This is a genomic window from Methylobacterium sp. NPDC097929 (genome assembly GCF_049543375.1).
In the GTDB taxonomy this organism is placed as follows: Bacteria; Pseudomonadota; Alphaproteobacteria; order Rhizobiales; family Beijerinckiaceae; genus Methylobacterium.
The window spans coordinates 62,586-81,038 of record NZ_JBMVEP010000013.1; the positions used below are offsets into that span (position 1 = coordinate 62,586).

17 protein-coding genes are annotated in these 18,453 nt (G+C 68.9%); 13 read left to right on the forward strand and 4 right to left on the reverse strand.

Going from position 1 to position 18,453, the window contains the following annotated elements; translation table 11 throughout:
• Positions 1-4: 4 nt before the first annotated feature.
• The 5 genes from phnD to ACPCJR_RS22340 all read left to right on the forward strand — a co-directional run bounded on the left by phnD (position 5) and on the right by ACPCJR_RS22340 (position 4,529).
• Complete coding sequence (gene phnD, locus ACPCJR_RS22320; protein WP_017483140.1) at positions 5-877, forward strand: phosphate/phosphite/phosphonate ABC transporter substrate-binding protein; 873 nt, start codon at positions 5-7, stop codon at positions 875-877.
• Positions 878-976: 99 nt separating this feature from the next.
• Positions 977-1,714: a phosphonate ABC transporter, permease protein PhnE gene (phnE, locus tag ACPCJR_RS22325; RefSeq protein ID WP_345972402.1), complete on the forward strand. Its 738-nt coding sequence runs from the start codon at positions 977-979 to the stop codon at positions 1,712-1,714.
• A gap of 8 nt (positions 1,715-1,722) precedes the next feature.
• Positions 1,723-2,742 (forward strand): phosphonate dehydrogenase, encoded by a 1,020-nt coding sequence (locus tag ACPCJR_RS22330; RefSeq protein ID WP_183669216.1) that lies wholly within the window; start codon positions 1,723-1,725, stop codon positions 2,740-2,742.
• Positions 2,743-2,767: 25 nt separating this feature from the next.
• Positions 2,768-3,619 (forward strand): LysR family transcriptional regulator, encoded by an 852-nt coding sequence (locus tag ACPCJR_RS22335; RefSeq protein WP_391515168.1) that lies wholly within the window; start codon positions 2,768-2,770, stop codon positions 3,617-3,619.
• Positions 3,620-4,055: 436 nt separating this feature from the next.
• Complete coding sequence (locus ACPCJR_RS22340; RefSeq protein WP_238231203.1) at positions 4,056-4,529, forward strand: YidB family protein; 474 nt, start codon at positions 4,056-4,058, stop codon at positions 4,527-4,529.
• Positions 4,530-5,104: 575 nt separating this feature from the next.
• Here the strand turns inward: ACPCJR_RS22340 and ACPCJR_RS22345 are convergent.
• Positions 5,105-7,018: a potassium transporter Kup gene (locus ACPCJR_RS22345; RefSeq protein WP_012452132.1), complete on the reverse strand. Its 1,914-nt coding sequence runs from the start codon at positions 7,016-7,018 to the stop codon at positions 5,105-5,107.
• A gap of 263 nt (positions 7,019-7,281) precedes the next feature.
• Here ACPCJR_RS22345 and ACPCJR_RS22350 point away from each other — a divergent pair, with 263 nt between their 5' ends.
• Positions 7,282-7,524, forward strand: a complete 243-nt coding sequence (locus ACPCJR_RS22350) for a DUF6894 family protein (RefSeq protein WP_012452131.1) — start codon at positions 7,282-7,284, stop codon at positions 7,522-7,524.
• Here the strand turns inward: ACPCJR_RS22350 and ACPCJR_RS22355 are convergent.
• A complete protein-coding gene (locus ACPCJR_RS22355; RefSeq protein ID WP_012452130.1) occupies positions 7,521-7,772 on the reverse strand; it encodes a hypothetical protein in 252 nt (83 codons plus the stop codon). The genes ACPCJR_RS22350 and ACPCJR_RS22355 overlap by 4 nt on opposite strands.
• 18 nt (positions 7,773-7,790) lie before the next feature.
• Positions 7,791-8,036, reverse strand: a complete 246-nt coding sequence (locus tag ACPCJR_RS22360; protein WP_012452129.1) for a hypothetical protein — start codon at positions 8,034-8,036, stop codon at positions 7,791-7,793.
• A gap of 241 nt (positions 8,037-8,277) precedes the next feature.
• On the opposite strand from ACPCJR_RS22360, the gene ACPCJR_RS22365 reads away from it, so the two are divergent.
• Positions 8,278-9,828, forward strand: a complete 1,551-nt coding sequence (locus ACPCJR_RS22365) for a sensor domain-containing diguanylate cyclase (protein ID WP_012452128.1) — start codon at positions 8,278-8,280, stop codon at positions 9,826-9,828.
• A gap of 204 nt (positions 9,829-10,032) precedes the next feature.
• On the opposite strand, the gene ACPCJR_RS22370 is transcribed toward ACPCJR_RS22365, so the two are convergent.
• Positions 10,033-10,290 (reverse strand): DUF6894 family protein, encoded by a 258-nt coding sequence (locus ACPCJR_RS22370; protein WP_012452127.1) that lies wholly within the window; start codon positions 10,288-10,290, stop codon positions 10,033-10,035.
• A gap of 216 nt (positions 10,291-10,506) precedes the next feature.
• Here ACPCJR_RS22370 and ACPCJR_RS22375 point away from each other — a divergent pair, with 216 nt between their 5' ends.
• The 6 genes from ACPCJR_RS22375 to ACPCJR_RS22400 all read left to right on the forward strand — a co-directional run bounded on the left by ACPCJR_RS22375 (position 10,507) and on the right by ACPCJR_RS22400 (position 18,445).
• Positions 10,507-11,298: a Crp/Fnr family transcriptional regulator gene (locus ACPCJR_RS22375; protein WP_238231201.1), complete on the forward strand. Its 792-nt coding sequence runs from the start codon at positions 10,507-10,509 to the stop codon at positions 11,296-11,298.
• A 51-nt stretch (positions 11,299-11,349) separates the two neighbouring features.
• On the forward strand, positions 11,350-14,007 hold the full coding sequence (locus ACPCJR_RS22380) for a PAS domain-containing protein (RefSeq protein ID WP_238231199.1): 2,658 nt from the start codon (positions 11,350-11,352) through the stop codon (positions 14,005-14,007).
• 136 nt (positions 14,008-14,143) lie between these two features.
• Positions 14,144-16,366: a CHASE3 domain-containing protein gene (locus ACPCJR_RS22385; RefSeq protein WP_012452124.1), complete on the forward strand. Its 2,223-nt coding sequence runs from the start codon at positions 14,144-14,146 to the stop codon at positions 16,364-16,366.
• Positions 16,367-16,933: 567 nt separating this feature from the next.
• Positions 16,934-17,428 carry a ferritin-like domain-containing protein gene (locus ACPCJR_RS22390; protein ID WP_012452123.1) on the forward strand — a complete coding sequence of 165 codons (495 nt, stop codon included), beginning with the start codon at positions 16,934-16,936 and terminating at the stop codon, positions 17,426-17,428.
• A 158-nt stretch (positions 17,429-17,586) separates the two neighbouring features.
• Positions 17,587-18,057 (forward strand): DUF3597 domain-containing protein, encoded by a 471-nt coding sequence (locus tag ACPCJR_RS22395; RefSeq protein WP_041370935.1) that lies wholly within the window; start codon positions 17,587-17,589, stop codon positions 18,055-18,057.
• A gap of 142 nt (positions 18,058-18,199) precedes the next feature.
• A complete protein-coding gene (locus tag ACPCJR_RS22400; protein WP_391515165.1) occupies positions 18,200-18,445 on the forward strand; it encodes a hypothetical protein in 246 nt (81 codons plus the stop codon).
• Positions 18,446-18,453 lie beyond the last annotated feature (8 nt).

The window sequence follows — 18,453 nt, forward strand, 5'->3', positions numbered from 1 at the left end:
CATCATGATTTCGAGACGTACCTTCGGCGCCGGCTTGGCGCTGAGCGCCGTCCTGCGTGCCGGACCGTCGCTGGCTCAGGGCGCGAATCCCGACACGCTCAAGGTCGCGCTGCTGCCCGACGAGAGCGCATCGACGATCATCCAGAACAACCAGGGCCTGAAGAGCTACCTTGAACAGGGGCTCAATAAGCGCATCGAACTCGTGGTCACGACCGACTATTCTTCCATGATCGAGGCCATGCGCTTCAAGCGTATCGACCTCGCCTATTTCGGGCCGCTCTCCTACGTCCTCGCGAAGAGCCGTTCGCCGGAAATCGAACCGTTCGCGGCACTCGTGTCGGGCGGGCAGCCGACCTACACCAGCTACCTGATCGCCAACGTGGCCGCAGGCATCGCGCGAGCGGACGACGTGAAGGGCAAGACGGTCGGCTTCGGTGACACGGCGTCCACATCAAGCCACCTCATCCCTCGGGCCCTGCTCAAGAACGCTGGCCTCGAAGCCGGTCAGGACTACGGCTTTCAGCATCTCGGCACCCATGATGCCGTCGCGCGGGCCGTACAGGCAGGCCATGTGCAGGCCGGCGGTCTCAGCCGGCCCATCTTCACCGCCCTCGTCGAGAAGAAGAGCATCGATCCGGCCAAGATCAAGGTCGTGGCGGAGAGCCGACCGATCCCGAACTATCCCTGGACGGTGCGTGGCGACCTCGCGCCGGACCTCAAGGAGAAGATCAAGGCCGCTTTCCTAGAGATCAGGGATCCAGTGATCCTCAAGCCGTTCAAGGCCGAGTCCTTCGCCCCCATCACGGACGCGGACTACGACGTGCTTCGGGAGACGGCCAAGCTCCTCAACATCGACTTGACGAAGGTGAAGGGCTGAGCGATGGCTCGAGCGCCCTCACTTGCGTCGGCGGTCGGTGCCGCCGACGGCTATGACGCCATTCTCGGACGGGCCCGTGGCGCGTCGGTCCGCCGGCTCATGGTTGCCCTGCCGGCTGCCGCCGCGATCCTCGCCTGCCTCTGGAAGGTGGGACTTCTCGATCCGGGGCGCCTCGCCGAAGGCGCGCCCGCGATGGCGCAGCTTCTCGGTGAGATGACCCCGCCCGACTTCACGCGATGGCGCTCGTGGGTGGGACCCATCGTCGACACGCTCGCGATGAGCGTGGCCGGCACGGTGCTCGCCGTGACCTTGTCCCTGCCGCTCGGGCTGCTGGCTGCCCCCAACACGAGTCCGCACCCGTTCGTCTACGGCGCGTTCCGGCTGCTGCTCAACGCGCTTCGGTCGGTCCCCGAACTGATCATGGGTATCTTCTTCGTCGCGGCCGTCGGATTCGGCGCGCTGCCGGGCGTTCTGGCGCTGGGCCTGCATTCCACCGGAATGGTCGGCAAGTTCTTCGCCGAAGCGATCGAGCACGTGGACCACAAGCCGATCGAGGCGGCACGAGCGGCCGGCGCTTCGCCCCTTCAGGTCGTCACGCATGCCGTGCTGCCCCAGGTCCTGCCGCAGCTCACCGACACGACACTCTATCGCTGGGAATACAACTTCCGGGCCTCCACGGTGCTCGGCGTCGTCGGCGCGGGCGGCATCGGCTTCGAACTCATCGCCTCCCTACGCCTGCTCCAATACGATCAGGTCGCAGCCATCATGCTTTGCATCCTGGCTGCCGTGACGCTCGTCGACGCCCTGGGCGGGGCTCTGCGCCGCCGGCTCAAGTGAGAAGCACCATGCGTTTCAAGGTCGTCGTCACGAACCCCGTTTTCCCTGAGACCCGCGAGATCCTGGAGGAACTCTGCGACGTCGACATCAACCCAGGCCCCGAGCCCTGGCCCGTGGCAGAGGTCCGCGCTCGCTGCTCGGACGCGGACGCCCTGCTGGCCTTCATGACCGACTGCGTGGATGCCGGCTTCCTGGAGGCCTGCCCGCGCCTGAAGGTGGTTGCGTGCGCGCTGAAGGGTTGGGACAACTTCGATGTAGAGGCCTGCACACGGTCCGGCATCTGGCTCACCGCCGTTCCCGACCTCCTGACCGAGCCGACGGCCGAGTTGGCGGTCGGCCTGGCCATCGGCCTGTGCCGCAACGTGGTGGCCGGCGACCGGGCGGTGCGGGCCAGCTTCGACGGCTGGCGACCGAGGCTGTACGGCAGCGGCCTGTACGGCAGTGTCGTCGGCGTTGCCGGAATGGGGAAGGTGGGCCGGGCGATCACGCGCAGGCTGAAGGGCTTCGGCGCACGCGAACTCCTCTACTTTGATGAGCAGGCGCTTCCGGCTTCCGCTGAGGCGGAACTCGGCGCTTGCCGCGTATCCTGGGACACGCTGGTGGGTCGAAGCGACTTGTTAATCCTGGCGCTTCCCCTGACACCGGACACGCGCCACATGCTCGATGCCGCCGCACTCGCCGCAGCCAGCCCCGGACTGCGGATCGTCAACGCCGGTCGTGGCTCGGTCGTGGACGAAGCAGCCGTGGCCGAGGCCCTCGCGGAAGGCCGCCTCGGGGGCTACGCGGCCGACGTCTTCGAGATGGAGGATTGGGCACTGGACGACCGTCCGCGGCGCATCGCACCCGGACTGCTCACGGACGAGGACCGAACGCTGTTCACGCCGCACCTCGGCTCGGGTGTCGTCGACACGCGCCGCCGGATCGAGGCGGCGGCGGCCCATAACCTTCTCGACGCCCTAAAGGGCTTGGTGCCCGCGGACGCGATCAACCACCCCGATAGCCTGCGCGGGTTCGATGGCGCGAACTGAGCGCGGAGGGGGTGGCAAGACGCCGGTGCTGAACCTCCAATACGTGGAGACGCTCCTAGCGGTCCTGGCGACGGGCAGCTTCCACGCGGCTGGCCGGTATCTCAACCTGTCCCAGCCGACGGTCTCTCAGCATGTGCGCAAGCTGGAGACGGCGCTGCGGGCGACACTCGTCGAGCGCGATCCAGCGGGGTGTCGCCCGACACCCCAGGGACGAGCCCTGCTCCCTCATGCAGAGGCGTTGGTCCGCGCCAGCCGACGCGCGGAGGAGGCGGTTGCGGGAAGCCGGCTCGCGATCGGCGCTTCAGGCAATATCGGCACCTTCCTCATGCCGGAGATCCTGCGACGCTACGAGGAAACGCACGCCGCGACCGCGGACGCGGAAATTGCCACCAACCCTCACCTCATCGCCCGGCTCGAAGCTGGCGAGATCGATGTTGCACTGCTGGAATGGTGGGAGCCGCGAACCGGTCTGGATGCCCACGTATGGCGTCGCGAACCGCTCGTTGTCATCGTGGATCCCGACCATCGGTGGGCTGGACGGGCGCATCTGACGCCACAGGATCTGACCGGCGCATCGCTGCTCGGAGGCGAGCCGGGAAGCGGGACGGGACGTGTTCTTCGCGAGGCCCTCGGTGCGGTCGGTGCAGGCTTCCGCCTCGACCGGCAGCTCGGCAGCACGGAAGCGGTGAAGCGCGCAGTGCGGGCCAGACTGGGGATCTCGATTGTCATGGCTTGCTCGGTTCAAGATGAAGTGCGGAGCGGAGTGCTGGCCGCATTGCCTGTGGCAGGCATCGAACTCAGCAAAAAAATGTCTTTGCGGCTTATCGCGATCCGCTGCCTGAAACCGCGCGAGCCAGCAGCTTCCTCACAGTCCTGACCGCTCATTAAGGCTGTTGTACCGGTCGGAGACGGTTTAGGTGCGAAACGCAGACTGGCAGCTACAACCCTGGTCAGTCATTCCGCTTTGCAGCCAATCGGCATTTTCGTGAACGGCGGCGCCGTCTGGTCTAGGTCAGGACATCGCACGCCGTCTGGACTGCAACGCGCCATAAGCGGCCCTTCCAACAGAGTCGCTGGAATGGCTGCTTAGCCTTCGAAACCTGCCATTGGCATGGAATAGCAGGTCGCGGCGACCACAACGTCCTCATTTGGGAGAACGGACGGTTCGGTCCGCGCGAACGCTCCCGGTTTCGGTGCGGCATCCGTCCAGCAAACAGATGGCGGACTGCATCGGCTTGGTGGCCTTGCGCGTTGCAGGTGCCTATCCCACGGCGACCGGCCCCGATCAGGCCGCCGTTAGCCGGAGACGAAACATGAGCGATGGCTACCCCTCGATGACGGCCCTCCTGGGCCTGCTTGCTGTCGCCGGCTATCAGAACCGGGACAAGCTCGCGGAAATGCTGGGCGGAGCCGGCCAGGCTACGCCGGCACCGGCTGGCACCGGCGTGGCACCTGGCGGCCCGGGCGCGGGGCTTGGCGGCATCCTCGGCGGTCTGCTCGGCAACCAGCGGGGCCAAGCCCCCGGCGGCTTCCTGCACAGCGGCCTCGGCGAGATGCTTGAGCGCTTCCACCAGGCTGGCCACGGGCCGACCGCGCAATCCTGGGTCGCCCAGGGGCCGAACCAGGAGCTTCCGCCGCAGCACCTTGAGCAGGCCATCGGGCCGGACGTCCTCGCGACCCTGACCCAGCGCACCGGCCTGTCCCGCGAGGAGCTCCTGTCACGGCTGTCCCGGGAGCTTCCCCAGGCCGTCGACCGCTACACGCCGGACGGCCGGATGCCGGCCTAGCCGAGCGCCTGTCGGTCAGGCACGCCCGATCCAGCCGCGCCACGTGAGGGCGGCGAAGAAGAGTTCGACGTCCCGGAAGACGCCTGCAGCACGACGGCGTCCGCCTCGGGAGCGAGTAGGTGCAGGTGAGTCTCCACGGCGACCCGCGCCTTCGCCGCCTGGTCGCGGTCGGCGCCAGAGGCGACCGCGAATGCCTCGTACCGCGCGAGCCACGGCGAACGGCTGCCCTCCTGCGGGAAGCTCGCATGAGCCGCCACGAACCGTTCGCCCGGCTTCAAGCGCCGGCGGATGGGGCGGACGGTGTCCTCGCAGTCCGCTGAGTCGAGGAAGTACAGGGTGAGGGGACGGGCGCCACATCAAAGGGGCCGACGGGCGCATCGTCGATGTAACCCTGGAAGAGGGTGACATCCTGTACTGGCGCTTCCGCAGGAATGGCTGGCTCTAACACGGCCCGTGGGCGCGCTGAACCGCTCACAAGTGACCTGCCGCAAAGCCGCTCGGGCATGCGGCTCAACGTGAGGCCCAGCGGTCGTGCACGAGCCGTGCGACCAAGCCGCGAAGAGCCGCGCACGCCGTCAGATGTCGATCCGCGCTCCGATCTCGACGGCCCGGTCCACCGGGATGCGGAAGTAGCGTGAGGCATCGGTCGCCGCGCGCGCCATGGCGATGTAGAGGCGGTCCTGCCAGACCGGCATGCCCGTCTCCGGCGAGGGCACCAGGACCCGCCGCGTCAGGAAGTAGGAGAGGTTGCCTGCGTCGAAGCCGGCGCCGGCCAGGGCGCGGGGCAGGTCGGGCAGTTCCATGAAGCCGAAGCGCACGGTCACGCAGGTGAAGACATCCGAGAGCGGCTTCACCGCGACGCGCTCACCCTCAGGCACCCGTGGCATGTCGTCGGTGACCACGTGCAGGATGACGTTGCGGGCATGCAGCACGTGGTTGTGCTTCACGTTGTGCATCAGGGCCCCGGGCGTGTCCCCCGGCGAGCCGGTCAGGAACAGGGCCGTGCCCGGCGCCCGCAGCAGCGAACCGGCCTCGGCCATCCGCTCGAAGTCGGACAAGGGCACTCGCCGCCGGTGGATCTCCGCGGCGACGAGGGCCGAGCCGCGCCGCCACGTCCACATCGCCGTGACAAGGGCCGCCCCGATGGTCAGGGGCACCCAGCCGCCGTGGAGCAGCTTCAGCGCGTTGGCGGACAGGAACACCAGCTCGATCAGCAGGAACGGAGCGATGACCGCGACCGCCAGCACGGGCGACCAGCGCCAAGCCTTCCAGGCCACGACGAAGAGCAGAACCGCCGTGATGACCATGTCGCCGGTCACGGCGATTCCGTAGGCCGCCGCCAGTGCGCTTGACGACTTGAACAGCACCACCAGAAACACGACCGCCACGAGCAACCACCAGTTCACTCGCGGGATGTAGATCTGTCCCTTCTCCGTCTCGGAGGTGCGCTGGACCCGCATGCGCGGCAGCAGGCCGAGCTGCATGGCCTGCTGCGTGATCGAGAAGGTGCCGGTGATGACGGCCTGGCTCGCGATGACGGTCGCCACGGTGGCTAGCAGCACCATCGGTAGCAGGGCCCAGGACGGGTAGAGTAGGAAGAAAGGGTTCTCGATGCGCTCGGGGTGGGCGAGCAGCATAGCGCCCTGGCCGAGATAGTTCAGGGCGAGCGCCGGCAGGATGAGGCCGAACCAGGCCGCCCGGATCGGCGAGCGGCCGAAATGGCCCATGTCGGCGTAGAGCGCCTCGGCCCCGGTCACGGCGAGGAACACGGCGCCGAGCGCCAGCAGGCCGGCCGTGCCATGGTTGAGCAGGAAGCTCATTCCGTATGCCGGGTTGAAGGCCGCCAGGATACTTAGGTCGTCGGCGAGATGGCCCAGGCCGCCGAGTGCCATGACGACGAACCAGAACGCCGTGATCGGCCCGAAGAACGTCGCCACCCGCGCCGTGCCATGGCTCTGGACCGCGAACAGGCCGATGAGGATGGCAAGGCTGAGCGGCAGCACGTACGGCTCGAAGGCCGGGGTGACGAGCTTGAGACCCTCGACGGCGGACAGCACCGAGATGGCCGGGGTGATGATGGCATCACCGTAGAACAGGGCGACGCCGACCATGCCGAGCACGATGACTGGCCCGCCGGCATGGCCCAGCGCCCGCTGGGCGAGCGCCACCAGGGACGGGGTGCCGCCCTCGCCCTTGTTGTCTGCCCGCATGACCAGGAGAACGTACTTCAGCGTCACGATGAGGATGAGCGCCCATAGGATCAGCGAGACGACGCCGAAGATCATGTCGCGCGTCGGGGCGTGCCCTCCGCCCGCGGCGGCGTGCAGGGATTCCTTTAGCGCGTAGAGCGGGCTGGTCCCGATGTCGCCGTAGACCATACCCACGGAGCCGAGGGTCAGCGCCCAGAAGCCGGTCTTCGCGCCATGGCCCGCATCGGCCGGCAGGGGCGTCCGCTCCGTCGGGAACCCGGCCGTGGCAGGTGCTGGCATCTACGGCTTCCTCCGCCCGCGAATTGAGGCCCCTAGGCCTCAGGGCCTAGAACGGGCGAGACGTGGGGAACGTTCGCGCCAGCCGGGACGAACAAGGCGCCCCCGGACGCGTCGAGGTACGGTTCGGGGACCCCGCGCCGGCAGGCAAGGCCTGCCGGCGCCCAGGTGGCCTCCCCATCCGCGAGCGTCTGGTCCCGCTGCGGTGGGACCCGACGCTCGCGGATGGGGTTTGCCTTCCGGGGAGCCGCAAAGGCGAGTGCCCCATGCCGGTCTTCTTCTTCGACGTGTGCGCCCGCGGGCGCCTGGAAGCCGACGAGGCCGGGCTCGAACTCGCGAACGCCGAGGCTGCCTACCTTGAGGCGTGCGCCGCCATCCCGGGGCTGACGGCCGAGCTCCTGCGCGCCGGGGACGAGCCGCGCGGGTGCGCTTTCGTCGTGGCCAACGAGGCGGGACGGATCCTGTTCGGGGTCCCGTTCCACGAGAGCCAAGGCGGACCCAGCCCTTAGGTCCCACCACTCCCGACGGCTTGGTCCACCCTCACCCCGACTTGTGTGCCGAGCCGGTTGGAGACCTCCACGACGACGGGCGCGCCGCAGGCGGCCATGAGGTCGCGCAGCATGCCGACGCTCTCCTCGGCCTCGGCCAACGACGTCAAGCCCGCGTGGCGGAAGACCTTGCCGGAGGCGAGCACCGCGATGACCGCGAACCGGCCGTCAGGCATGCCGACGATGCGGCATTCGACCGGCTTGGCCATGACGCGCGGCTCCTCGGCTCAGGTCGTCAGGCGGCGGGTGTTGGCGGCGACCAACTCCCGGTAACGGGCGACGACCTCGTCGTGCGATCCGCCCGCCAGCAACGTGTTGGCGGCCTCCATCGCGGCCACGACCTTCTCGCCGACCATCGAGACCATCTCGGCCTGGGCCTCCGCCCCGCCCCAGGCGATCCGGACCAGCCGCAGCTCGATGACCCGCTGCGCCTCGACGGCGAGCAGGAACGCGGCACAGAAGGGGTTCAACATAAGGGCTCCGGTATGGTCGGCGGATCCTGTAACGCACCAAGCGCGGGTGCGGTGCCGTCGGACGGCTACGCAGGGCCCTCGGGAATGCCGCGGTCCGCTCGGAAGGATCCTCCGCATCGCAGGTACCCTTCGTTAGCCACGACGGAGTTAAAGGGCCAGGAACGGATTCGACGGAAAGCACCCGTCAGCGTCTCGCGTCTTATCAACCAAGCAACGACGACGAAGCTCGGGAGAGCCGCTGATGGTCCTGCCTTCACGCCTCGCGCGCCTGCTCCGCTCCACCCATACCTGGATCGGGTTGGGCGTGCTCGCGCCGCTCGGCATGCTAATGGTGTCGGGACTGATGCTGCTCGACCTGCGCCAGGACGCCTGGGACAAGGCCGAGCAGACATCGAGGAACTTGCTCCAGGTCATCGAGCGCGACATCGCCCGGAACGTCGAGGTCATCGACCTCACTCTCCGGGCCATGCAGGACAACATGCGGATGCCGGGTCTCGCCAAGCTCGACCCGGACATGCGCCAGCTCGTGCTGTTCGACCGGGCCACGGGCGCGCGCGACCTGGGGGTCATGTTCGTCCTTGACGAGAACGGCGACGTCGTCGAGGACGCGGCGGCCTCGCCACCGCGCAAGGGCAACTACGCCGACCGCGACTACTTCCAGGCGCACAAGGCCAACGGGCATCTCGGCCTGTACGTCGGCCGCCCCATCGTCTCGCGCCTGACCGGCGAGCGCATGGTCAACTTCAGCCGGCGCATCGACAAGCCCGACGGCTCATTCGGCGGGTTGGTCCTGGGCAGCCTAAAACTCACCTACTTCGCCCGCCTCTTCGACCAGATCGGCCTTGGGCAAGAGGGCGCGATCAACCTCTACCTGCGCGACGGCACGCGCATCACCCGCCACCCCTACCTTGAGGCCGACGTCGGCGTGAACATCGCCGGGTCCCGGACCTTCGACCGATTCGCACGGGAGGGCGCCGGGAAGTTCGTCGAGACCTCCGTCCGCGACGGCGTCCGGCGCCTCTACACGTTCAGCCAGGTTGGCGACCTCCCCCTGATCCTGAACGTGGCGCTCGCCGTCGACGAGGTCGAGGCCGGGTGGCGGGCGAAGGCCGTCTCGATCGGGACCGTTGTGCTCCTGCTGTGCGGCCTCACCGTCGTGCTGTCCCTCCTGTTCGGACGCGAGCTCCGCCACCGTGCCGCCATGCAGGCCGAACTTGCCCGGTTGTCGCTCACCGACGCGCTGACGGGACTGCCGAACCGGCGCCGCTTCGAGGAGGCGTTCGAGGCGGCCTGGGACCGCGCGCGACGCACCGGCAAGCCGCTCTCGCTGCTCGTCGTCGATGCGGACCACTTCAAGCGCTACAACGACCGCTACGGCCACGCGGTGGGCGACGAGGTACTGAAGGGGCTCGCCCAATGCCTTTCCGCCGGCGTGCACCGGCCGGACGACCTCGTTGCGCGCGTCGGCGGGGAGGAGTTCGCGATCCTGTTGCCCGACACCGACCAGGACGGCGCCATGCGCATCGCCAGCAAGGTGCACGAGGCGGTCGCGACGGTCTCGGTGCCCTCGGCAGGCATCGCGGCGGGCGCTGTGACGGTGAGCATCGGCCTCACGACAGGCCATGGCTCAGCGAGCGAGCGGGCGGAGGCGCTGTACCGGGCGGCCGACGCGGCGTTGTACGAGGCGAAGGCGGCGGGCCGCAACCAAACCCGCTGTGCCCCCGGCAGCGAGAAAGGCAACCTGAGGGCTCCAGTGCTTCGTCTCGTCGGGGCCCATCGCGGGCAGGCCTGAGGCAAACGCCGACGATGTCCTCGAAAGCGCGTGGCAGTTCCCCGAGTGGAGGTCCCGAACGGTCCAGATGGTCCCGCAGGCAAAGGGCGGCCAGCGTGATGGGCTTACTGCCCTAGGTCTTGTGGTCTGCGTACCCGTCGCTCGGCCTTAGGGGTGACCTACAGCGTGTCCGCGAAGCGGGACCGGCCGTGCGTGGCTCCCGCCTTATCGGTCCCGGGTCTGGCCCTTGGGATCGCACTCGGCGGCAAGGTTTAGCCGAATGGTGCAGAGCTGCGCGCCCGCCTCGTCACGGACGTAGGCCACGAACGCGCGCTTGCCGTCCGGGGGCGGCGCCTCCCGGCCGATGTCCGGCAACGCCGCAATCGCTGCGTCGCGCGCGGCCTGCAGGCTCTCGTAGTCCTGGCCTTCATCGTCCCGCAGCCACAGTTCACCGTCCTGGAAATCGAGGAAGTAGCGGGGCATCGCGTCGCGGGGCTTGAGAGACCGGTCAATACGAACCTAGAAACCCTTCAGCCGCCGATGGTTGCATGTGTTAACGCGCGCATCCGACGGCCCGCGCCAAGCCGATGAGAAATGCCGGTCTTCCGCCCTTTTGTGCACTTGTGAACTGACAGCGAATCGAGCGTCGCTGTAAGAATAGGTCCAGGCCAACCCGGTACGACGCTCCGCCGCTGATCCATGCCCTCAGACGTCGACGACCTGCTCAGCGGCAACCTCCTCCTCGGCGCCTTGCGCTTGCCCGACCAGGCGCTGCTTCGGCCGCACCTGGAACTGAGGGAGTACCGACGCGGCGAGGCGCTGTTCGACGCAGGCGATGACGTCGGCCACATCACCTTCCCGCTCGGTCAGTGCGTGGCCGCCCTCCTCATCGGGCTCAGCGACGGACGCGCCGTCGAGACGGCCACGGTCGGGCGCGAGGGGGCGGTCGGCGGCGTCGTCAGCCAGGGCTCCCTGCCGGCCTTTAGCCGGGCCGTCGTCCAGATTCCCGGCTCGGTGCTGCGCATCGAGGCGCCGGTGCTGCAGCAGATCAAGCAGACGTCCCCGGGCCTGCGTAACCTGATCACCCGCTACTCCGACTGCCTGCTTGCCCAGGTGCTCCAGTCGGTGGCCTGCAACGCCAGCCACACCATCGAGGCGCGCTGCGCCCGGTGGTTGCTGGGTTTGCAGGACCGTCTCGGCAGCGACGTCCTGCCGGTCACCCACGAGGTGCTGGCCGAACTCCTGGGCGTGCAACGCTCCTACCTGACGCGGACGCTGCGGACCCTGCAGCAGCAAGGGCTGATCCAGGCCCGGCGCGGGCGCATCATCATCCTGAGCCGCCCAGCGGTCGAGGAGACCGCCTGCGAGTGCCACGGCGCGGTCAAGCGCCACTTCGAGACCGTGCTGGGTGCCGTCTACAACGCCTCCGGTACGCTGGTGTCCCTGAGACCCGCGCCAGTGGGTGAGAAGCCGATGTGCCAGGCCGTCTGAGAGGGCGCCGCGCGGATGGAACAGAATACGGTCCCCGGACGTGACCACGCCATGGGGCAGCCCAGCCAAACGACGAACGAGTTCGCGCGCCTGCAGGCGCTCGCCGGCTACGACATCCTCGACACGCCTCGCGAACGGGAGTTCGACGACGTCGCCGACCTGGCGGCCGAGATCTGCGGCACGGCCATCGCGGTGGTGAACTTCATCGGCGACGGGCGGCAGTTCTTCAAGGCCGAGGTGGGACTCGGGGTGCGCGAGACACCGCTTGAGACCTCGTTCTGCCGGCAAGCCATCCTGCAGAGCGATTTCCTCTACGTGCCGGACGCGGCCCGGGACCCGCGCTTCGCCTGCAACCCCCTGGTGACAGGCGAGCCCGGCCTGCGCTTCTACGCCGGCGCCCTGCTCAAGACTGAAGACGGGCATCCGGTCGGTACGGTCTGCGTGCTCGACACCCGGCCGCGCGAACTTACGGAGCGGCAGCAGGCCGGCCTGCGGCGCCTTGCCCGCCAGACCATGGCACTGTTGGAGGCGCGCCGGAACGCCCGCGCCCAGCAGATCCAGAAGGAGCTGCAGGAGCGTATCCTCGACAGCGCGACGGACTACGCCATCATCGCCATGAACCGGAGCGGGCGGGTCACCCGCTGGAGCGCCGGCGCCGAGCGCGTCCTCGGCTGGCGCGAGGAGGAGATGCTGGGCGACCCGGCTCACGTGTTCTTCACCCCCGAGGACCGCGAGGCGGGTCAACCCGAGATCGAGATGGAGCTGGCGCTGAAGGAGGGCTTCGCGCCCGACGAGCGTTGGCACCTGCGCAAGGGCGGCGAGCGGTTCTGGGCCAACGGAGAGCTCATGCCGCTGAAGGGCGCGGACGGCACGGTCCAAGGTTTCGTCAAGATCCTGCGTGACCGCACAAGGCAGCGCGCGGAAGCGGCGGAGCGCAGCGCGAGCGAGCTGCGCTTCCGCTCGCTCGTCGAGGTCAGCCCACAGGTGGTCTGGTTCGGCAACGCCGCCGGCGACATCACCTACTGCAACCCGACCTGGTACGCGTACACCGGCCTCACCCCGGGCGACACCGGCGGCGACGGCTGGGCTGGCGTGATCCATCCGGAGCACCGTGAGCAGGTGCTCGGCGTGTGGAAGCAGGCGGTCGCCACGCAGGGACCCTACGAGGTCGAGATCCCGTTTCGCCGAGCCTCCGACGGTGCGTACCGCTGGTTCCTCGCGCGCGGCAAACCCGTTCGCGGCGAGGGCGGTCGGGTCGAGAGCTGGATCGGCATCGCCATCGACATCCATGACCGCCGGCAGGCCGAGGACGACCTGCGGCAGGCACGCGAGCAGCTGCGGCTCGCCGTCGATGCGACCGGCACCGGCGTGTTCGACTACGACTTGGTCGCGGACGAGTTGAAGTGGGACGCCCGCATCCTCTCCTTCTATGGCTTGCCGCCGGACGCCCCGGTCGACCTGAACGTGCACTTGGCCCGCGTGCACCCGGACGACTTGGCAAGGGCGGACGAGGCGGTGCGCGCCGCAGTCGACCCGGACGGCGACGGCGTCTACGACGTCACGTACCGCACGGTAGCCCCGGAGGACGGGACCGAGCGCTGGGTGTCCGCGAAGGGCCAGACCCTGTTCGACGACGGTCGGCCGGTGCGCCTCATCGGCTTCGCGCGCGACGTTACCGAGGGCCGGCGGGCCGAGCAGGTCCTGCGCGAGACCGAGGAGCGCTACCGGCTTGTCTCGCGCGCGACCAACGATGCGATCTGGGACTGGAACCTCGCCGCCAACCACTTGCTCTGGAACGAGGCGCTCCAGACCGCCCACGGCCACCGGCCCGAGGACGTGGAACCCACCGGCGACTGGTGGATCGGCCATATCCATCCCGAGGACCGCGCCCGCATCCACGCCACCATCCATGCCGTCATCGACGGCACCGGCACGGTCTGGACCGACGAGTACCGCTTCCTGCGTGCCGACGGCTCCTACGCCGACATCCTGGACCGCGGCTACGTCATCCGGGGCGAAGGCGGTCGGGCGGTGCGCATGATCGGCGCCATGTTCGACATCACCGAGCGGAAGCGGGCCGAGGAGCGCCAGCGCCTTCTCGCCGGCGAGCTGCAGCACCGGGTCAAGAACACGCTCGCTCTGGTGCAGGCCATCGCAAGCCAGACCCTGCGAGGAGCCAACGACGTCAACGAGATGCGGGAAGCGTTCGCCGCGCGCCTGATATCCCTCGGGCGCGCTCACGACATCCTGACACAGGCGAACTGGACCGAGGCGCCCATCGGCGAGGTGGCCGAGGGCGCGCTCTCGGTGCACCGCCAGGCCGAAGCCTCGCGCATCCGCATCAGCGGGCCCAACGTGCTCCTCTCCGCCAAGACCGCGCTCTCGCTGGCGCTGGCGCTGCACGAGCTCGCGACCAACGCCGCCAAGTACGGAGCCCTCTCGAACGAGGGCGGCATGGTCGACCTGCGCTGGCTCGTGGTGCACGCGGGCGACGGGCCCCGCTTCTGCCTGACGTGGTCCGAGCAGGGCGGCCCACCCATCCTGAGCCCGCCGGTTCGCCGCGGCTTCGGTTCGCGCCTGATCGAGCGCAGCTTTGCGGCCGAGGTCGGCGGCGAGGTCCGTTTGACCTACGCGCCGACCGGTATCGTCTGCCGCCTTGAGGCGCCGCTCGCCTCCATGCAGGAGCGGCGGGACGAGGCCGTGGCATGATGGTCCGGAGCTGGGGGCAGCCTCAACGATCCCGCAATCGCATGCCATGCCGCGTCCGGCGGGACGCGAGCGCGCAAGGGACCTTCGTTCCCGGCGACCGAGCCACGAGACACCTTCACTTGCTGCGCTGGATACGATGACACGCTACCTCGTCGCGCGCGCCAACCTGCTGGTCTTCGGTGTGCTCGTTGTCATCCTCGCCCTGGTCGGCGTGCTGACCTGGGAGCGCCTGAACGAGTCGCGCGTCGCCCGCGAGTGGTCCCAGCACAGTTACCGCGTGCTCGGAACCACCAAGGACCTCGCCATCGCCCTGCGCGACGCCGAGCGCGGCCAGCGCGGCTACCTTCTCACCGGCCGGGACGAGTACCTCGGACCCTACAACGCCGCGCGCGACCGCATCAGCCTGCTCCAGGGCGAGCTCCAGAAGCTGACCGCCGACAACGGCGCCCAGCAGGAGCGCCTGCGTGCGCTGGCGCCGCTCCTGCAGCACAAGTTGGAGGAGCTCGCCCAGACCGTGCAGGCCCGTCGGGATTCCGGGCTGGAGACGGCCCTGCGCATCGTCAACACCGACACCGGCCGCAACGACATGCGCGAGGCGGAGAACGTGCTCGCCGCCATGCTCGGCGACGAGCAGCGGCTGCTCGACGTGCGCCTCGCCCAGAACGACGCCCGCGCCCGGTGGGTGCGCTGGCTCGTCATCGGCGGTTCGGCGCTCGCGGTCCTGACCCTGCTCTGGGCTGCGCGGCTCCTGAACCAGGCATGGTCGCGCTCCTTCAGGACCGAGGCCGAGCAACGCGACCTGGCGCTCCGCCTGCGCACCACGCTGGACAGCCTCAGCCAGGGCGTCGCCGTGTTCGGCCCGGACCGCAAGCTCGCGAGCTGGAACGCGTGCTTCCAGGTGCTGCTCGACCTGCCGAAGGCGATGCTCCGGCCAAGCACGACCTACGCCGCCTTCGTCGAGCACTCGGCTGAGCCGGGCCGCCCAGCGCTTGAGACCGAGGACCAGATCCGGCACGGCATCCGGAACCCGCGTGAGGCCGTCACCTACGAGCGCGAACGCGCGGACGGCCACCACCTTGAGATCCGCCGTACGCCGATGCCGGACGGCGGATTCGTGCTGACCATCTCAGACATGACCAAGCGCGCCCAGGCCGAGGGCGTGCTGCGCGAGGCCCAAAAGATGCAGGCCATCGGGCAGCTCACCGGAGGCATCGCGCACGACTTCAACAACCTGCTGCAGGTCATCCTCGGGAACCTGGAGTTCGTACGAGCCAAGCTCGAAGGCGACGCCAAGCTGCAGCAGCGGATCGAGCGAGCGGCCTGGGCGGCCCAGCGCGGGGCGACGCTGACCGCGCAGCTTCTTGCCTTCGCCCGCAAGCAACCGCTGGCACCCGCCGCCATCGACCTGGCCGCGACCATGCCGGACCTGGTGCCGCTCCTGCGCCGCACCCTGGGCGAGCACATCGAGGTGCGCTACGTCGAGACCGCCGGCCTATGGCCGGCCATGGCCGACCCCGCGCAGCTGGAGAGCGCCGTCCTGAACCTGGCGCTCAACGCGCGCGACGCGATGCCGGGCGGCGGCCGTCTCACCATCGAGCTCGGTAACAAGGTGCTCGACGAGGAGTACGCGCGGCACCATGCGGAGGTTGTGCCCGGCGACTACGCCATGGTGGCGGTGTCCGACACCGGCCACGGCATGACGACGGATGTGGTCGCGCGCGTGTTCGAGCCGTTCTTCACGACCAAGCCCGACGGCAAGGGCACGGGGCTCGGCCTCGCGATGGTGTTCGGCTTCGTCAAGCAGTCGGGCGGCCACGTGAAGATCTACTCGGAGCCCGGCGAGGGCACCACGGTGAAGCTCTACCTGCCGCGCGCGGTCGGGGCGGCCACACCGTCGCAACGGACGGGCGCGCCCATCGACCTGCCGCGCGGCACGGGTACGGTGCTGGTGGTGGAGGACGAGGCGGCGGTGCGCGAGATCGCCTGTGCCATCCTCGCCGACCTCGGCTACCGGGTACTGGAGGCGGCCGACGGCGAGGAGGCGCTGCAGGTGTTCGGCCAGAACACGACCGCCATCGACCTGCTGCTCACCGACGTGGTGCTGCCGGGCAAGGTGCGTGGCCGAGAGCTCTCGGAGCGCGTGAGGGCGGTCCGGCCGGAGGTACGGGTGCTCTTCATGTCCGGGTACACCGAGAACTCCATCGTGCACCACGGCCGGCTCGACGACGGGGTGCAGCTCATCGGCAAGCCCTTCAAGCGCGAGCAGCTCGCCCGCAAGGTCGCCGAGGTGCTCGGCGCTCCCGCCGAGACGAGGGGGCCCGGCAAGGTTGTGGAGCTCAGGCCGAGGCGCGACGCCTAACGGCGGTGTCGACGAGGGGCGTTGGCGCCCGGGCCGCAACCACCTAGCCCGGCTGACCCGCCTTCCCCTCGGCCTTGGTGAGATGTGCCTCGTGCTGCTGCTGAAGAACCTCGAAGGTGTCGCGGATTAGATGCCGAATGGCGCTGGGTACGTCGCGCGAGCGTTGGCCATGACCTGGTCGAGAAGGTCTGCCGCCTCCTGGCTAACGGGCTCGGGCAACGACCGCTTTCGGGCTTCCTCCGGCGGGACTGACGCGTCCGCTTCATCGGACGTTGCGGCGCGATCCCCGGACATCCTTGGCCGGGTAGGCCGTGCATCTTGTTCGGGCATCGTCGACGCACCTCCTCTATTGCCGACAGCATGGCGTCCCTGAACCGTCAGGCCATTTCGAGTTCGGTTTCCTCTGTCTCCAGCCAGCCTACACGCATCCGGGTCGGAAAGCGCGGCCAAGCGCATCCGACGGAAGTCGGCCGGAAAGGCACATCTGCACGGCCCGACGCGGCAAACCGACCAGGAACATCGCGAGCAAGGTCGTGTTGCAAGGGAAGCAGCCAACGGGAGCCACCGATGTCAGCACCGAGCAGCCTCAAGGAAGTCTATCTCGACGAGATGAAGGACCTTTGGTCCGCCAACGACCAGATGATCAGGACAGTCAAGGAGTTGGGTGGCCACGTCTCCGACCCCAAGCTCAAGCAGATGCTTGAGCACTCGGTTGGCGGCATCCAGAAGCACACCGACATCCTCAAGGACCTGATCCGGCAGAACGGCGGCGAGGCCGAGCCGGAGCACTGCAAGGGTATGGAGGGTCTCGTGACCGAGGCGAAGAAGCACGGCATCCAGGAGGCGCCGACCGACGGCAAGCTGCGCGACGTGGAGATCATCGCCCAGTACCAGCGCATGTCGCACTACGGCTTGGCGGGCTTCGGCTCGGCGGCGGCCTACGCCAAGGCCCTCGGCCGCTCCGAGGACGAGCAGAAGCTGAAGCAGGCGGTCGCGGAGATCTACGAGGGCGACGAGATCGCAAGCCAGCTCGCCGAGAGCCTGGAGCAGGTCGCGGCCTGAGCCGTCACGACCGAGGCGAGGCGGACGGCACCATGAGCGTATATGCCACCGCCCGTCGACCATGCTCCGATGCGGGCGACGAGTTGCGGAACGTCGGTCACTGGCGTTCCGTTGTCGTCCGCTCGGCCCTAGTCGGGGCCAGGATCTTGGAGGACTGGATGAGCATCTTTGGGTCGATCATGTCGAAGATCTTCGGCGGCAGCGCGAGCGCCCAGGCGGCGGCCCCGCACGCCTCGGAGGCGCCGAGCGTGTCGGCCGCGGCGCAGGGTTCGGGCGGTCCGACCGGCTCGGCCAGCAGCGCGGCCGCGCCCTCGATGAGCGGGGCGCCGTCCCCGGTCGCCGACGCTCCATCGGGAGCCGGGCAGGCGAACGTCGATGTCGGGCAGGTGCTCGCCGGCCTTGCCTCGAAGAAGGGCCAGGAGCTCGATTACAAGCGCTCCATCGTCGACCTCATGAAGCTGCTCGACCTCGACAGCAGCCTGCAGGCCCGCAAGCAGCTTGCGGACGAGCTGCACTACACGGGCGACAAGGAGGATTCGGCCTCCATGAACGTCTGGCTGCACAAGCAGGTGATCCAGAAGCTCGCCGAGAACGGCGGCAAGGTTCCCGACGACCTCAGGCACGCCTGACGGCAGGGGGGCGCCGGATACCCCTTTCGGCGCCCCCAAAAACCGTATGTTGCCCGGACAGCCTGACGAGGCGGCCGGGCACCCAGGCACCTGAGCTGTCGGGGGAGCCCAGCATGACACGCATCAGCAGGACCGCGAGCCCATGCCCTACAGGACCTTCGTAACCCTCGTGCTCGCGACCTCCAGCCTCGTCGTGGCGCAGTCCGCAGTCACCATGGACCGGGAGGCCTTGAAGGCGCGCTGCAGCGGCGACTACGCCACGTACTGCGGCGACCTCCCGCCGGACGGCGACGAGGTCCAAGCCTGCTTCCGGAAGAACATGGCGAACCTCTCGCCGGCCTGCCGCACGGAGATCGACCGGAGCGGGAAGGATGGCAGGAAGGGTTGAGCCTCCCG

Bases quoted from the DNA above. Each gene is read 5' to 3' on its own strand.
- phnD (WP_017483140.1), top strand. From the start codon at position 5: ATGATTTCGAGACGTACCTTCGGCGCCGGCTTGGCGCTGAGCGCCGTC.
- phnE (WP_345972402.1), top strand. From the start codon at position 977: ATGGTTGCCCTGCCGGCTGCCGCCGCGATCCTCGCCTGCCTCTGGAAG.
- ACPCJR_RS22330 (WP_183669216.1), top strand. From the start codon at position 1,723: ATGCGTTTCAAGGTCGTCGTCACGAACCCCGTTTTCCCTGAGACCCGC.
- ACPCJR_RS22340 (WP_238231203.1), top strand. From the start codon at position 4,056: ATGAGCGATGGCTACCCCTCGATGACGGCCCTCCTGGGCCTGCTTGCT.
- ACPCJR_RS22345 (WP_012452132.1), bottom strand. From the start codon at position 7,018: ATGCCAGCACCTGCCACGGCCGGGTTCCCGACGGAGCGGACGCCCCTG.
- ACPCJR_RS22350 (WP_012452131.1), top strand. From the start codon at position 7,282: ATGCCGGTCTTCTTCTTCGACGTGTGCGCCCGCGGGCGCCTGGAAGCC.
- ACPCJR_RS22355 (WP_012452130.1), bottom strand. From the start codon at position 7,772: ATGGCCAAGCCGGTCGAATGCCGCATCGTCGGCATGCCTGACGGCCGG.
- ACPCJR_RS22360 (WP_012452129.1), bottom strand. From the start codon at position 8,036: ATGTTGAACCCCTTCTGTGCCGCGTTCCTGCTCGCCGTCGAGGCGCAG.
- ACPCJR_RS22365 (WP_012452128.1), top strand. From the start codon at position 8,278: ATGGTCCTGCCTTCACGCCTCGCGCGCCTGCTCCGCTCCACCCATACC.
- ACPCJR_RS22370 (WP_012452127.1), bottom strand. From the start codon at position 10,290: ATGCCCCGCTACTTCCTCGATTTCCAGGACGGTGAACTGTGGCTGCGG.
- ACPCJR_RS22375 (WP_238231201.1), top strand. From the start codon at position 10,507: ATGCCCTCAGACGTCGACGACCTGCTCAGCGGCAACCTCCTCCTCGGC.
- ACPCJR_RS22380 (WP_238231199.1), top strand. From the start codon at position 11,350: ATGGGGCAGCCCAGCCAAACGACGAACGAGTTCGCGCGCCTGCAGGCG.
- ACPCJR_RS22385 (WP_012452124.1), top strand. From the start codon at position 14,144: ATGACACGCTACCTCGTCGCGCGCGCCAACCTGCTGGTCTTCGGTGTG.
- ACPCJR_RS22390 (WP_012452123.1), top strand. From the start codon at position 16,934: ATGTCAGCACCGAGCAGCCTCAAGGAAGTCTATCTCGACGAGATGAAG.
- ACPCJR_RS22395 (WP_041370935.1), top strand. From the start codon at position 17,587: ATGAGCATCTTTGGGTCGATCATGTCGAAGATCTTCGGCGGCAGCGCG.
- ACPCJR_RS22400 (WP_391515165.1), top strand. From the start codon at position 18,200: ATGCCCTACAGGACCTTCGTAACCCTCGTGCTCGCGACCTCCAGCCTC.